This is a genomic window from Mycobacterium toneyamaense, from assembly GCF_055384815.1.
Map to the genome: position 1 here is coordinate 1,569,962 of NZ_AP040333.1, position 13,584 is coordinate 1,583,545.

Genomic DNA, 13,584 nt, shown 5'->3' on the forward strand with positions numbered 1-13,584 from the left:
TCTCGTCCTCTCTCTTGGGTGCTCTACACCGTAAGCGCTGAGCGCCGAGGTGTGCCCGCTATCGAGAGGGTCGCGTCAGCTTTCGGCCGCCGCCACCAACGACCGCAGCTTGATCGACGGGTTGTCCCGCTGGAACCCCTCGAGGCGCCACGGCGTCGAAAACAGCACGAGCATGACGCCGTCGGTGCGGGTCAGCACCTCGCAGGACACCTGCTTGCTCATGAACTCGGCATCCTCGGGCTCGACGACCCGCGCCACCTGGTACGGCAGCGACTCGAGCGAGATGGCCGCGCCGATCTCGGTCGCCATGCGGTGCGCGGCGACCTCGAACTGCATGGGGCCGACGGCCGCGAAGACCGGCGCCTGCTCACCGCGCTTGTCCGAGCGCAGCACCTGGACGACACCTTCTTGATCGAGCTGCTCGATGCCCTTGCGGAACTGCTTGTGCTTGCTCGGGTCCTTGCCGCGGACCACCGAGAAGTATTCGGGGGAGAAGCTGGGGATCGGCGGAAACTCCACGGGCACATCGCGATACAGCGTGTCACCGGGGCGCAGCGCCGCCGCGTTGGCCAGACCGATCACGTCACCGGGCCACGCGTCGTCGAGCGTCGAACGCTGCTGCCCGAACACCGACTGCGCGTATTTGGTCACGAACGGCTTGCCAGTCCCGGCGTGCGTCAGCACATCGCCGCGCTCGAACGTGCCCGAGCACACCCGCGCGTAGGCGATGCGGTCGCGGTGCGAAGAGTCCATGCCGGCCTGCACTTTGAACACGAACGCGCTGAACGGCGAATCCACCGGCCGCGGCTGGCCCGTGACGTCGACGATCGCGCCGGGCGAGGGCGCCAGGTCGACCAGCACGTCGAGCAGCTGGTTCACACCGAAGTTCAGCGCGGCCGACGTGAACAGCACCGGCGATGACTCACCGGACAGAAAGGTCTCGCGGTCGTAGTCCGAGCCGTCCATCGACAGCAGTTCGGACTCTTCGACGGCGGTGTCCCAGTCACCTTCGGCGGCGTCGTGCGCCTTGTCGGCGGGGATGTGCTCCTCCGGCGCGGCGGTGGCGCCACCGGCGGTGCGGGTGAAGCGGATGTAGTGGCCCTTGCGGCGGTCCATCACACCCTTGAAGTCACCGGCGATGCCCACCGGCCAGGTCAGCGGCGTCGTCCGCAGCCCGATGCGCTCGTGGATCTCGTCCATCAGCTCCAGCGCGTGCCGGCCCGGGCGGTCCCACTTGTTGATCACCGTGATGATCGGGATGCCGCGGTGCTTACACACCTGGAACAGCTTCAGGGTCTGCGGCTCAAGGCCTTTCGCGGCGTCGATGAGCATCACGGCGCAGTCGACGGCCGTCAGCACCCGGTAGGTGTCCTCCGAGAAGTCGGCGTGGCCGGGGGTGTCCAGCAGGTTGATGACGCAGTCGCGGTACGGGAACTGCAGCGCCGTGGAGGTGATCGAGATGCCGCGGGCCTTCTCCATTTCCATCCAGTCCGACACCGTGGACTTGCGGCCCGCCTTGCCGTGGATCGCGCCGGCCTCGGTGATCACCCGGGCGTGCAGGGCCAGCGCCTCGGTCAGCGTCGATTTACCGGCGTCAGGGTGGCTGATGACGGCGAACGTACGGCGACGGGCGGCTTCGGTCGCGACCCGGCTGGCGGAGCGGGTATCGGTGGCGGGGGCGGTGTCGGTCATGGCACCAGACATGCTATTGGCCGACCAGGCAAAACCTGTAATCGCGACGGCGTGACCTGCAGGTTTTGCCTACGGGCGGAACCGGCACAGCAACCGGCGGACGGCACTGCCCGGCTCCGGTGGCCGCCGGCTCACATATGGCCACGGATCGTTGCGCTCGGGCACCGACGCCGTCCGGACCAGCTTGAGCTGCGTCCGCAGATGCCGGCGCAGCTCGTGCAGGCTGGGATCGGCCCAGCGGTTGACGGCCTCGATCGGGTCCGAGGTCAGGTCGTAGAGCTCCCACTGGTCGTCGAGCGGGTCGGTGCGGTACGTGTCGCCGCCGCGGCTGTTGGCCGCCAGGTGGCGCACGCCAGGTTCGGTCCAGGTCGCCGGATCGTCGAAGGTACGGACCAGCTTCCACAGGTGCCCCGAGCCGCCGGCGGCCTCGGCGTTGGTGACGCGCGAGACCAGCCCCTCGAAGTTGGCCGCGACGTTCGCGGGCACCTTGATCCGCAGCAACGCAGGCGGATTGGTGTTGGCGCCGATCGCCTGCGCCGCGCCCGACGCCCCGGTGTCGCCCTCGAGGATGTTGTCGCGCGTCATGAGGTAGATGGTCCGATCCTGCTCGGCCGCAGCACCATTCACCACCGGCATGAGGTCGCGGCCGGGCAGCGGATGCACCTCGGTGAACGCCGCCGCCAGGGTTACGGCGGTCGCGGCGACGTCGACGCCGGCCGCGCCGAGCAGCGTCGGCACCAGGTCGACGTGGGAGGTGGGCGCGTTGACTTCGCGCGGGGCGGTCGCGTCGGCGCCGATCCGGGCGATGACGAACGGCACGCGCGTCGCCTCGTCGTACAGGTTGAACCACTTCTGGTGCAGCCCGCCGTGCGCGCCGAGCAGGTCGCCGTGATCGGAAGTCCGCACCAGCACGGCGTTTTCGGATCCGTTCTCGGTGACGGCGCGGCGCACCCGATCGAGCGGGCCGTCGACCTCGGCGTGCAGCCGGTAGTAGAGGTCGCGGTACTGCTGGGCGTTGCGCCGGTAGGTGCGTTCGATCACCGCGGCCGGGCCGTAACCGGAGTAGTAGGCCTCGCGGAAGGCGGCCTGTGCGGCCGGCTTGTCGCTCAGATCCTCCGTGGCGGTCGGCGCCGCAGGCACGTGCGGCGGCTCGAGGACGGGGTAGTCGAGCAGCGGACTGCGGCGCACCCAGGCCGGGAACAGCACGATGTCATGGGGATTGACGAAGCTGGCCACGAGCAGGAACGGCCGCAGCGCCTCCGGGTCGCCGGCGCGTCGCCGCGCGTAGCGGTCTTCGAGCCAGGCGACGACGCGGTCGGCCACCAGCGGGTCCCGCCGAAAACCGCTGTTGGACATGGCCGCTCCGTGCGGTTCGGGCCCGACCCAGCCGGAGAAGCCGTACGGCCCGAGCGGATCGGCGTCGAGGTAGGCCTGCACGGCCACGGGGTCGACGACACCGTCGGCGTCGTTGGTGGCGAGCGGCTTGCCGGTCTTGGGGTCCTCGAGGTCGGCGTGCGAGATGTGCCACTTGCCGTCGTAGTGCGTGTCGTACCCGGCGGCGCGCAGCCAGTTGCCCAGCGTCGGCACCTCGCCCTGGCGCAGCCACCGCAGCCGCGAGTCGTCGTACCGCTTGCCGAGGCCGTCGGTCTGCGTGACGCCGTGCAGGTCGGGGTACTGGCCGGTGAAGAGCGTCGGCCGGCTGGGCGCACACGCCAGCGAGCCGGTGTAGTGCCGCGTGAAGCGCACGCCGTTCTCGTCGAACCACCGCCGGCCCGTGAGGGTCCGGTGACGCCAGTCGAGAACGTCGTCGGTTTCGTACGGCGGGATGGCGCGCTCTTCGTCGGTCATGAGGATGACGATGTCGGGGCGCTGCTCCGTCATCTCGGTGCTCCCATCGGAGGAATGGGCCCCTACTGAGGGGCTACCCCGATATCCAACACGAGCGGCGACCACGGCGACGCAAATTGGCGCGATCGACAAATAACGTTCTGTTAACTCTCATGACTCGCGCCCCAATGGGCTGCGGCAGTCCCAAATCGGAAGTGCCGCAACAGCGCCCGGCGCGCCGATCGCTAGTCGAATTGACCGGCCAGAAACTCCGCCCGCGCGGCGCTGCGGGCCAGCTTTCCCGACGTCGTACGGGGGATACGACCGGCCGCGACCAGCCGTACCTCGGCGACGCGCACCTGGTGATGACGCGACACCGCGGCACGCACCGCCTCGGCCACGGGCCCCAACTCGGCGCGGCCCGCGCCCACCGCGCGCTCGGCCACCACGACCAGTTGTTCACCCGAATCACCAGGCACAGCAAAGACTGTCACGTAGCCGGAGCGCACGGCGGGCGACGCCTTGCTGACGGTCGCCTCGATGTCCTGCGGGTAGTGGTTGCGCCCGTCGACGATGACGAGATCCTTGATGCGGCCGGTCACGAACAGCTCGCCGCCGACGTAAACGCCCAGATCGCCTGTCGCCAACCACAATGCGTTGTCCTCGGCGCCGTCGGCGTGGCTGACGGTCTGGCGGGTCTGCAGCTTGTTGCCGAACACCCGCTCGGACTCCTCGGGCCGGCCGAAGTAACCGCGACCGATGTTGTTGCCGTGCAACCAGATTTCGCCGACCGTGCCGTCGGCGGCCTCATCGCCGTCGGGCGTCACGATCGTCACCCACTGGTCGGGGATGGCCTGCCCACACGAGACGTGGGGGACGGCGCCATCGGCGTGCTTGCCCACGACGACAGCCCGGCCCGCCGCGAGCTCCTCGCGGTCCAGATATGTGGCGCACGGCTTTTCGTCGGCGCCGATGCTGGCGACCGACAGCGTCGCCTCGGCCATGCCGTACGACGGCTTGACCACGGTCTCGGGCAGCCCGTAGGGCCTGAAGGCCTCCATGAACTGCTCGATGGACGGCAGCGTCACGGGCTCGGAGCCGTTGAGCAGCGTCACCACATTGCTGAGGTCGAGCGGCTCACCGGCCGGCGGCAGGCCACGCTGCGCGCACAGCTCGAACGCGAAATTGGGTGCGGCCGCGAACGTCCGGCCGTGGGCGGCCTCGTCGGCGAGGCGCCGGATCCACCGGTAGGGCCGGCGGACGAACGCCATGGGATCCATCAGGCTGATCTGGCCGCCGCACAGCGCGGGGAACATGATCATGATCAAGCCCATGTCGTGATACAGCGGCAGCCAGCTCACGCTGCGGATGTCGGTGTCCAGGCCGCCGGCCAGGATCATCTGAATGACGTTGGTGCACACGTTCCGATGCGTGATCTCCACGCCGGCCGGGGTGCGCGTCGAGCCCGAGGTGTATTGCAGGTAGGCCACGTCGTCGGTGCGGGCGTCCGGGGCGACGTACATCTCGGCGAGGGTGTCCGGAACGGCGTCGACGGCGATCACGCGCGGGCGCTCGGCGGCGGGCAGCGTCTTGATGAACGTGCGGACCGCTTCGGCGGCCGCGGTGGTGGTGAGCACCGCGGACGGCTTGGCATCGGCCAGCACCGCGGCGAGGCGCTCGGTGTGGCCGGCGAGGGCCGGCGCGAACAGCGGGACGGCGATGTTCCCGGCGTGCACTGCCGCGAAGAACGCCGCGACGTAGTCGACGCCCTGCGGCGCGAGGATCGCCACCCGGTCGCGCGGCGCGGTGACCTGCTGGAGCCGGGCCGCGACGGCGTTGACCTGAGCCCAGAGGCCGTTCCAGCTGAGTTCGACGATCTCGCCGTCGGGATTCTGCGCGTAGTCGATGAACCGGTACGACGGACTGTCGCCCATCGCCGCGCGATTGCGCTCCAGGAACGACGTCAGCGTGATGCCGTCAGGTATGACGATCCGGCCGTCCGGCTGAACGTATTGGTCCAGCGATTCAGCTGCGCCAATAATGCTGTGACTCAAGGCTTCCCGACCCATATGTCGACACTAGTAGCGGGGCTAACTAACCGACGAGTCCAATAACGGTGAAAGTCGCCACTGCGGGAATGGTGATGTGACGCGGCCCACCGACGATGGGCGCCCGATCGCGGTCTGGTCGGCGGCGACCGCGAGATTTATTCCCGCAGATATACCCCCACCGGGTACTATGATTTGCAGACCGATACTTGAACCGGAGGCCGACGTGACGCATCGCAGCACGCGATTACACGTCGTCGGCGTGCTTGCTCTGATCGCGGGCATTATCGGCATGCATTCGCTGATCGTCACGTCGGCACACGGTCCGTCGCATCATCCGCAGACGGCTGTGCATCAGCAAGCGAGTGTCCCGGCGGTGCAAACGTCCATGTCGGATGCCTGCGACTGCAACGGACACAACGGTTTTCACGCCTGCGTCTTCGTCATGACCGAGCTGCTGACCATCCTGGGTCTGGCTTTGCTGTACTGGCTCGGCGTCGCGCCCGAGCGCAGCGTGCAGGCCCGTATCCGACAGGCGTTGCGGCGCAGGCAAAGAGCCCCGCCCTGGACGGTGCTCACTCTCGCGGAACTGTCGCTCCTTCGAATCTGATGGGCCGCGCCCCGCGTCAACCCATCCAATCTTCAAGGAGTTCAACCATGTTCAAAATCGCATCTATCGCTGTCGCCGGAACCGCTGCTGCCATCGCACTCGCGGCCTGTAGCCCGCCGAACGAGCAGGCCTCGACGGTCTCCGCCACCACCTCGTCCATGCCGATGTCGGGCCACGACATGCCCGGGCACTCGATGCCGGGGATGTCGGGTTCCAGCACCAGCGCTGCGCCGGCCGCCACCTTCAACGACGCCGACGTGATGTTCCTGCAGATGATGTACCCGCACCACGCGCAGGCCGTCGAGATGGCCAAGCTGGTCCCGACCCGCTCGCAGAACCAGCAGGTCAAGGACCTCGCCGCTGCCATCGAGAAGGCGCAGGCGCCCGAGATGCAGCAGATGACGACGCTGCTCGCCGGCTTCGGCAAGCCCGCGCCGTCGGCCACCATGAGCCACTCGATGCCGGGCCTGATGACCCCGCAGCAGATGACCGAGCTGACGGGCCTGTCCGGCGCGGCATTCGACAAGATGTGGCTGCAGATGATGGTCGAGCATCACCAGGGCGCCATCACCATGGCCAATGACGAGCTGAAGAACGGCACCAACGCCGACGCCAAGGCCATGGCGCAGGCGATCGTCACGGCGCAGCAGGCCGAGATCACCACGATGAACGGCATGCTCGCCAAGATGTGACGGCGGTGCCGGGGCCACTAGCCGGTTTCGGCCTCGGCACCTTTCGCTGGGAAGCGTCAACTTTCCCTGACCCAGTCAGGGAAAGTTGACGGCTTCAGATCGCATGTGTCACAAGGCCGCCCGACACCCCGATCGCGACACGCCGCAAGGGCCTAGATCATCTCCTTCTCGGTCAGCCAGCGCATGACGGGCCAGCCGATGAACACCGGCAGCCAGCACGTCAGCACCCGGTAGAGCAGCACCGACGGCACCGCGACAGCGGCGGGCAGGCCGAACGCGGCCAGACCACCGATCAGCGCGGCCTCCACGGCGCCCACGCCGCCGGGGGTCGGGGCGGCCGAGGCGAGCGTCCCACCGATCATCGTCACGACGCACACCGTCACGAACGACGTCGACCCGCCGAAGGCCTCGACGCTCGCCCACAGGGCCAGTGCCGCTCCGAGAGTCGTTGCCGCGCAACCCAACACGATCAGCCCGAGGCGCCGCGGTTCGCGGGCGAGGTTGACCAGGTCGGCCCACACCTCGGTGAGGCGCGGCCGCACCGAGGTGCCGAGCCAATGCCGGGCCCGCGGCACCAACATGAACGTGCCGACCACACCCAGTGCCGCACCGGCGATCAGATACAGGACCGTCGACGACGGCACGAAGTGCGACAGATCGGCTGACGCGCCTGCCGCCGCACTGAAGAAGATCAGCAGTGCCACGTGCGTGAGCACCTGAACCGACTGCTGCAGCGCCACCGCGGCCGTCGCGCGCAAGGCGCCGAGCCCGGCCTTCTGCAGGAACCGCGTGCTGAGCGCCAGGCCACCGACGCCGGCGGGCGTCGTCGTCGCGGCGAAGGTGTTGGCCACCTGCATGATGGTCAGGTTCTTGAAGCTCACCGCCTCCGAGGCGCTGGCCCACAACGCCGCCGCGGCGCCCACGTACGTCAGCGCCGACACCGCAAGGCCGAGCAGCGCCCACCACCAGTTGGCGGACCGCAGCTCGGAGAAGAAGGTCGGCACCGTGCTGATGAACGGGTAGGCGACGTACACCAGCGCGATGAGCAGGACCAGCTGGATGACCTGGTTGCGGGTGAAGCGGGTGATGGTCTCGGTCTGGATGCGGTCGGCGCCGGTCTGGTGCTTCACCTCGTCGCGGGCCGCGGTGATCACGGCGCGCGAATCGGGGATCGACTCGCGCAGCCGCAGCGGCATCGCGGACTTGGTCAGCCGGCGCGACGCGGTCAGCACGGTGTCCTCGCCGAACTGCTCGATAGCCGCGGCGACCGCCTCCTCGGCGTCGTACATGGCCGTCGTCGTCACCAGCAGCTGCGCGACGTCGGATTGCAGCTGTACGTCGGACGCGCCGTATTCGGAGTTGCCCAACCCGCCGAACAGCACGGTCCGGTCGTCGACCGTCAGCTCCGACGCCCGCAGGTCGCCGTGCGAGATCTGGTGGTGGTGCAGCGCGCCGAGCGCACGCCACACCTCGGCGACAGCAGTCTCGTTGGTCAGCGGAGCGCCGCTCGCCGGCGTATGCGCGAACATGGTCCAGCCGCGGTCGAGGGCCGCGAGCGCGATGGTCCGGGTGTTGGCCAGGTCGAGGTCGCCGACGGCGATGGTCATGAGCGCGCGGTGTTCGACGGCGCGGCGCATCGAGGTCTGCAGGGGAGCGGTCTCGTCGTTGCGCAGCGTGATCTTGCGCCAGAGCTGGCTCATGGCGCCGCCGACGCGCTGGTTCGGCCCGTACAACTCGACGACGGCGCGCGTGCCGTCGGCCGAATCGGCGCTGAGCACCAGCGGTCCGGCGCCGGCCGGCCGGATGACCGTCAGCGCCGACACCTCGAACTGGCGGCGGGCCAGCGCCTGGACCCCGCCCGCCAGCGGAACCTCCAGCGCCGGGGTGCCGCTGACCAGCACCACCAGCGCGCCGACGAACCACCCCACGGCCAGGCCGAGCAGCGACCGCGCCGGCACGATGGCGCTGACCACGAGGTGGATCGGCACGAACGCCAGCAGCAGCGTCCACCACCAGCGGCGCAGCCGGGCGGGCTGCCACGGGCCCGACACCGTCAGCACCGCGGCCAGCAGCGCAATCCAGCGTGGGTCGTCGAGGAACTGGGAGAAGACGGTGTTGAGGCGGTCGGAAAGGTCGAAATGCCACTTCGGTGCCGCGATGCCTTTGGAGTTGATGGACAGAACCAGCACCGCCAGCAGCCCGGCTGCGGCGTACGGACCGAGCAGCTTCCACTGCCGCGTGACCAGCAGGCTCAGCAGGATCACGAAGGGCAGCGCCAGGATCGCGATGGCGTACGCGATGTAGACCAGATTCGACTGCGTCGGTGTGAGCACGCCGACGATCCGGGACACCGACCGTTCCAGCCGGACCCAGTCGTTGCGGGTGATCAGCGAGCTGGTGACGACGGTGATCAGGAACGCCGTCGCGGCCACCAGTCGCAGGATGTCGTTGGTCCGGCGGGTGATCGGTTGCAGCAGGCTGCCCGAGACCGCGACCTCGCGTCCGTCAACCCGCATCAGCCAAGAATCCCAAGTGCGGGGCCCGTTGGCGAAATTGGCACGCCGTTACCCGGCCAGCGCGGCACGCAGGAAGTCCCCGCTGACGGCGACCGCGGGCGCCGACGAATCTCCGCCGACCACCAGCGTCGCGAACGCGAGGTCGCCGACGATGCCCGCGAACCAGCCGTGCGAGTGGGTGTTGTCGCCGAATTCCGCGGTCCCGGTCTTCCCGCCGAGGCCGTCGATGTCCTTGAGTGCGGACGCGGTGCCGTCGGTGACGGTCAGCCGCATCATGGCGCGCAGGGCGTCGGCCGTCGGCTGGTCGATCGGGGTCGACGGGGCGCTGGCGGTGGTCTGCTGGCCGGGCAGCAGCGTGGGCGTGATGGTCGACCCGTGCGCGAGGCTTGCCTCGGCGACCGCCAATCCAAACGGGCTGACGGTGACGGTGCCCTGGCCGATGCCGTTCTCGACGCGCTGCGCCGGGGTGTCGGCGTTGGGCACCTTGCCCGTCACGGTCGTGATGCCGGGGATGACGAAGTCGACGCCGATGCCGAGGTTCTTGGCGGTGTTGGGCAGCGCGTCGGCGGGCAGCTTGTCGGCGAGCGCGCCCATGGTGGTGTTGCAGGAATGCGCGAAGGCCTGCTCGAGCGGGACGGTGCCGAGGTCGAACTTGTCCTCGTTGGGGATGGTGCGGTTCTCGATCGTCACCGTGCCGGGGCAGGGCTCGGGGGAGTCGGCCTTGGCGAGCCCCTTCTCGAGGGCGGCCGCGGTGGTGACGGTCTTGAACGTCGACCCTGGCGGGTAGAGGCCGGTGAAGGCGATGGGTCCCTGCGCGTTGGCCGCGTCGTTCTGGGCTGCCGCGAGGATGGCGCCGGTGCTGGGGGCGATGGCGACGAGCACGGTCGGGTGGGGATCGGTGGCCACCGCGTGCTGCGCGAGGAGCTGCAGGCGCGGGTCCAGGGTGGTGCGGACGGGTTTGGTGTCCGCCGGGGCGTTGTTCGCGAGCTCGTCGGTAGGCTGCCCTTGCTCGTCGACCAGATCCACGGACCAGCCGGCGGTCGCGTCGATGGCCTTCTGCCAGACCTCGGGCAGTCCGCTGATGGCCGGCGAGTGCAGGTTCGGGTCGACGGTCAGCAGTGCGCCCTGCTTGGTGACGGTGACGCCGGGAATCTGGGTGAGCTCGTCGGCGACCTGGGCGAGGTCCGTCTCCCGGAGCTTGACGACGGTGACACGGTCGTCCTGATTTCCGTTGAACTCATTGGTGATCGAGTCGCCGGTGATCGTCTCGTCGAACCGGGCAACCACCGGGGCCAGTGCCGCGGCGGAGTCGAGGTGGTCGCGGCTGAGGGTGATGACGCCGACGGTCTGCCAGTTCAGCAGGGGTTGGCCGTTGCGGTCGACGACAGGCGTCAGCAGCGCTTTGTCTTCGCTGAACTGGAACGTCCCGCCCTGCCGGAGCTTGGCATGCAAAAGCGCCGGGGCCCAGCGGATTTTCCAGTCGTCGCCGACCTTGGTGGCGATTGCTGTTGTGTCGTAACTGAATTCGCGTCCGGGTCCGAACGACCAGGTGTAGGCGAGCTTGGCGGTCGACTTGTTGTCGCCGTCGCCGGGCGTGGCCTTGACGTCGAGCGTGGCGTTTTTGCCCATGCCGTCGAACATGGACTTGATGGCCGGCTCCGACGCGCCGGCATCGGTGGTGTCTTTGGCGGCGGCGCCGGAGTCCTTGCGGTGCAACGCATCAGCAAACGCGTTGAAGGCATCCTCGGGTTCCGGGCCGCCGAAGATCGAGCATCCCGTGGAGCCGAGGAGCAGCGTGCAGGTCAGCAGCAGCGCAGTACGTTTCGTCATGACCCTTCGAGCCAACCATGAGTGGCTATGAATTCCGGCGTTGAAACGCTGGGGCGGGCCGGTATCGCGTAGTGTCCGAGCCGTTCGGTATTCCGCTACGTAGCGGAGCGTATTGAAAGGTCTGGCATGAGTGGTGTGGTGGTGACCGGTGGTGCATCCGGTATCGGCCTGGCGTCGGCCAAGGCGTTGATCGCCGACGGTCGCGCGGTGTCGCTGTTCGACATCTCGCCGCAAGTGGTCGCCGTCGCGGAGTCACTCGGGGCGCACGGCGTCGTCGTCGACGTGAGTGACACCGACTCGATGGCCGCCGCCGTCGAGCAGGCCGCCGTAGCCGTGGACGGCATCGACGGGCTGGTGCATGCCGCGGGCCGGGTGCTGCCAGAGCCGGTCGGGATGTTCACTGTTGAATCGTGGGATGCCGTCGTCGATGTGAACCTGCGTGCGCAAGCGCTGCTGTCCCAACTGCTGCTGCCACATTTCGAGAACGCGCTGGCTGCCGGAGCCGCTCCGGCGATCGTGGGGATCTCGAGTATCGAAGGGCTGGTTGGCAATCCGTTCATCCCGGCGTACTGCGCGTCGAAGGCCGGGCTGCTCGGGCTGACCCGGTCGATGGCAGGTCAGTTGGGGCCGTTGGGAATTCGCGTCAACGCGGTGTGCCCGGGCTTCATCGAAACCCCGATGCTCGCCGACGCGTTGGCTGTTCCTGAGGTGAAGAACGCGTTCCTGTCGGCGGCGCCGCTGGGCCGGCTGGGGCAGCCCGAGGAGATCGGCGCGGCCGTCGCGTTCCTCTTGTCGCCGAAGGCGTCGTTCATCACCGGGACGCAGATCGTCGTCGACGGGGGAGTGACGTCGCGGCACGCTTAGGGGCTTGCGATGAAAAGTGAACCGGTGCAGTCGAATTGGCGTCGTGTTACCGATCTTCCCAAACATGATCGGGGCGAAGGACTTTCAGGTCGGCTGGAAGTCCAACAATGAACGTCGACGCGCTCAGCGCCGCGAAAAACCTTTTGCGATGGCTCATAGGGTTGGTGTGTGGCTCATCTCGATCTGTCAAGGATCAGCTACGGCCTACCTGGCCGTCCGCTTCTCAACAATGTCTCGTTGTGGGTCGGCGAAGGGGAACGTGTCGCACTGATCGGCGCCAACGGTGCGGGCAAGTCGGCACTACTGAAAATCGCGCTTGGGGAGGTCGAGCCCGAGGAGGGCTCGATCGCCCGATCCAGGGGCGTCGGGGTGATGCGGCAGTTCATCGAAGGTGACTAGGGCGTGTCTGACAAAAATTTCAGGCGTGGTACCTGAGACTCGTAGGGTGTCGCGGTTCCAGTTGCTTTCCGATGCCCAGTGGTCGTTGATCGAAGATTTGCTTCCGGTCCGGACGGGTAAGCGGGGCAGGCCTTTTCAGGATGCTCGGTCGATGGTTGAGGGCATCATCTACCGATACCGATGTGGCATTGCCTGGCGTGACGTGCCGGAGGTGTTCGGTCCGTGGCAGAGCATCTGGACGTGGCATCGTCGGATGAGCGCTGACGGTACGTGGGATGTGGTGTTGGCCCGGTTGCTGGCAGCCGCTGATGAGGCCGGGATGATCGATTGGGCGGTGGCAGTTGATTCCACGATCGCCCGAGCACACCAGCACGCCACGAACCTCACCCGTGACACAGGGGGCTGGGTCGAATTACACGAATCTGGCGATCGAGCCGCCTGACCACGGCATTGGCCGCTCCCGCGGCGGGTTGACCAGCAAGATCCACCATCTCGTCGACGGCCGAGGACGGCCCTTGGTGGTGCTCGTGGGCGCAGGCCAATCCCACGACGGCCCGGTGTTCGAGCATTTGCTCGCCCACCTGAAAGTTGACCGCCCCGGCGGCGGACGGCCCCGCACCCGCCCCGATCGCGTCCGCGCAGATAAGGCCTATTCGAGTCGCGCCACCCGCGCGCTGTTGCGGCGACGCGGCATCGGTGCAGTGATCCCGGAACCGTCCGATCAGATCGCCAACCGCAAACGCCGGGGCTCGGCCGGCGGTCGGCCACCGGCCTTCGATGCCGAGGATTACAAGGGCCGCAACGTGGTTGAACGCAACTTCAACGACGTCAAGCAATGGCGCGCACTGGCCACCCGCTACGACAAGCTGGCCATCGTCTACCGTGCCGCGGCAGTCCTACGAGCGGTCACACTCTGGCTGCCCCATTTATCGGACACGCCCTAGCCCGGATTTTGCGTGGTAATTGGTGTGGGTTCGGTGTGATGCCGAGTTGTGTTGTTGGGTAGTGGTTTTCGTGTGGTGGCGTAGAGGTGCTGTCCCGTGTCGCCGGGTGGGGCGGGCTTTCCTGGGGCCTGTGGGTCCTTCATCGTTGATGGGTCCGATGGG

10 protein-coding genes are annotated in these 13,584 nt (G+C 68.0%); 5 read left to right on the forward strand and 5 right to left on the reverse strand.

Annotated features, from left to right (window positions below; translation table 11 throughout):
* Positions 1-75: 75 nt before the first annotated feature.
* The 3 genes from ACZ5IQ_RS07695 to ACZ5IQ_RS07705 all read right to left on the reverse strand — a co-directional run bounded on the left by ACZ5IQ_RS07695 (position 76) and on the right by ACZ5IQ_RS07705 (position 5,588).
* Positions 76-1,692 (reverse strand): peptide chain release factor 3, encoded by a 1,617-nt coding sequence (locus ACZ5IQ_RS07695; protein WP_464481084.1) that lies wholly within the window; start codon positions 1,690-1,692, stop codon positions 76-78.
* A 69-nt stretch (positions 1,693-1,761) separates the two neighbouring features.
* Complete coding sequence (locus ACZ5IQ_RS07700) at positions 1,762-3,573, reverse strand: sulfatase-like hydrolase/transferase (RefSeq protein ID WP_464481085.1); 1,812 nt, start codon at positions 3,571-3,573, stop codon at positions 1,762-1,764.
* 191 nt (positions 3,574-3,764) lie between these two features.
* Positions 3,765-5,588, reverse strand: coding sequence for a fatty acyl-AMP ligase (locus ACZ5IQ_RS07705; protein ID WP_464481086.1), 1,824 nt, complete (start codon positions 5,586-5,588; stop codon positions 3,765-3,767).
* 205 nt (positions 5,589-5,793) lie between these two features.
* Between ACZ5IQ_RS07705 and ACZ5IQ_RS07710 the strand changes: the two genes are divergently transcribed.
* Positions 5,794-6,177, forward strand: coding sequence for a DUF6153 family protein (locus ACZ5IQ_RS07710; protein WP_061004332.1), 384 nt, complete (start codon positions 5,794-5,796; stop codon positions 6,175-6,177).
* Positions 6,178-6,224: 47 nt separating this feature from the next.
* On the forward strand, positions 6,225-6,869 hold the full coding sequence (locus ACZ5IQ_RS07715) for a DUF305 domain-containing protein (RefSeq protein WP_464481087.1): 645 nt from the start codon (positions 6,225-6,227) through the stop codon (positions 6,867-6,869).
* Positions 6,870-7,021: 152 nt separating this feature from the next.
* Here ACZ5IQ_RS07715 and ACZ5IQ_RS07720 read toward each other — a convergent pair whose 3' ends face one another.
* Positions 7,022-9,385 (reverse strand): lysylphosphatidylglycerol synthase domain-containing protein, encoded by a 2,364-nt coding sequence (locus tag ACZ5IQ_RS07720; protein ID WP_464481088.1) that lies wholly within the window; start codon positions 9,383-9,385, stop codon positions 7,022-7,024.
* 48 nt (positions 9,386-9,433) lie between these two features.
* Positions 9,434-11,215: a penicillin-binding transpeptidase domain-containing protein gene (locus ACZ5IQ_RS07725; RefSeq protein WP_406775979.1), complete on the reverse strand. Its 1,782-nt coding sequence runs from the start codon at positions 11,213-11,215 to the stop codon at positions 9,434-9,436.
* 126 nt (positions 11,216-11,341) lie between these two features.
* Here ACZ5IQ_RS07725 and ACZ5IQ_RS07730 point away from each other — a divergent pair, with 126 nt between their 5' ends.
* The 3 genes from ACZ5IQ_RS07730 (at position 11,342) to ACZ5IQ_RS07740 (ending at position 13,422) form a co-directional block, all read left to right on the forward strand.
* The gene (locus ACZ5IQ_RS07730) at positions 11,342-12,079 is read left to right on the forward strand and encodes an SDR family NAD(P)-dependent oxidoreductase (RefSeq protein ID WP_346415384.1); all 738 of its coding nucleotides are present in this window, start codon (positions 11,342-11,344) and stop codon (positions 12,077-12,079) included.
* Positions 12,080-12,247: 168 nt separating this feature from the next.
* Positions 12,248-12,478 (forward strand): ATP-binding cassette domain-containing protein, encoded by a 231-nt coding sequence (locus ACZ5IQ_RS07735; RefSeq protein ID WP_406775977.1) that lies wholly within the window; start codon positions 12,248-12,250, stop codon positions 12,476-12,478.
* Positions 12,479-12,539: 61 nt separating this feature from the next.
* Positions 12,540-13,422 (forward strand): IS5 family transposase gene (locus tag ACZ5IQ_RS07740; protein ID WP_464481443.1). Its coding sequence is split into 2 segments (ribosomal slippage): positions 12,540-12,871 and positions 12,870-13,422, totalling 885 coding nucleotides; the frame shifts between segments, so codons are not numbered across the junction.
* The last annotated feature ends 162 nt before the right edge of the window (positions 13,423-13,584 follow it).

Excerpts from the sequence above, each read along its gene's own strand:
- ACZ5IQ_RS07715 (WP_464481087.1), top strand. The coding sequence starts at position 6,225 with ATGTTCAAAATCGCATCTATCGCTGTCGCCGGAACCGCTGCTGCCATC.
- ACZ5IQ_RS07730 (WP_346415384.1), top strand. The coding sequence starts at position 11,342 with ATGAGTGGTGTGGTGGTGACCGGTGGTGCATCCGGTATCGGCCTGGCG.
- ACZ5IQ_RS07725 (WP_406775979.1), bottom strand. The coding sequence starts at position 11,215 with ATGACGAAACGTACTGCGCTGCTGCTGACCTGCACGCTGCTCCTCGGC.
- ACZ5IQ_RS07695 (WP_464481084.1), bottom strand. The coding sequence starts at position 1,692 with ATGACCGACACCGCCCCCGCCACCGATACCCGCTCCGCCAGCCGGGTC.
- ACZ5IQ_RS07700 (WP_464481085.1), bottom strand. The coding sequence starts at position 3,573 with ATGACGGAGCAGCGCCCCGACATCGTCATCCTCATGACCGACGAAGAG.
- ACZ5IQ_RS07705 (WP_464481086.1), bottom strand. The coding sequence starts at position 5,588 with ATGGGTCGGGAAGCCTTGAGTCACAGCATTATTGGCGCAGCTGAATCG.
- ACZ5IQ_RS07720 (WP_464481088.1), bottom strand. The coding sequence starts at position 9,385 with ATGCGGGTTGACGGACGCGAGGTCGCGGTCTCGGGCAGCCTGCTGCAA.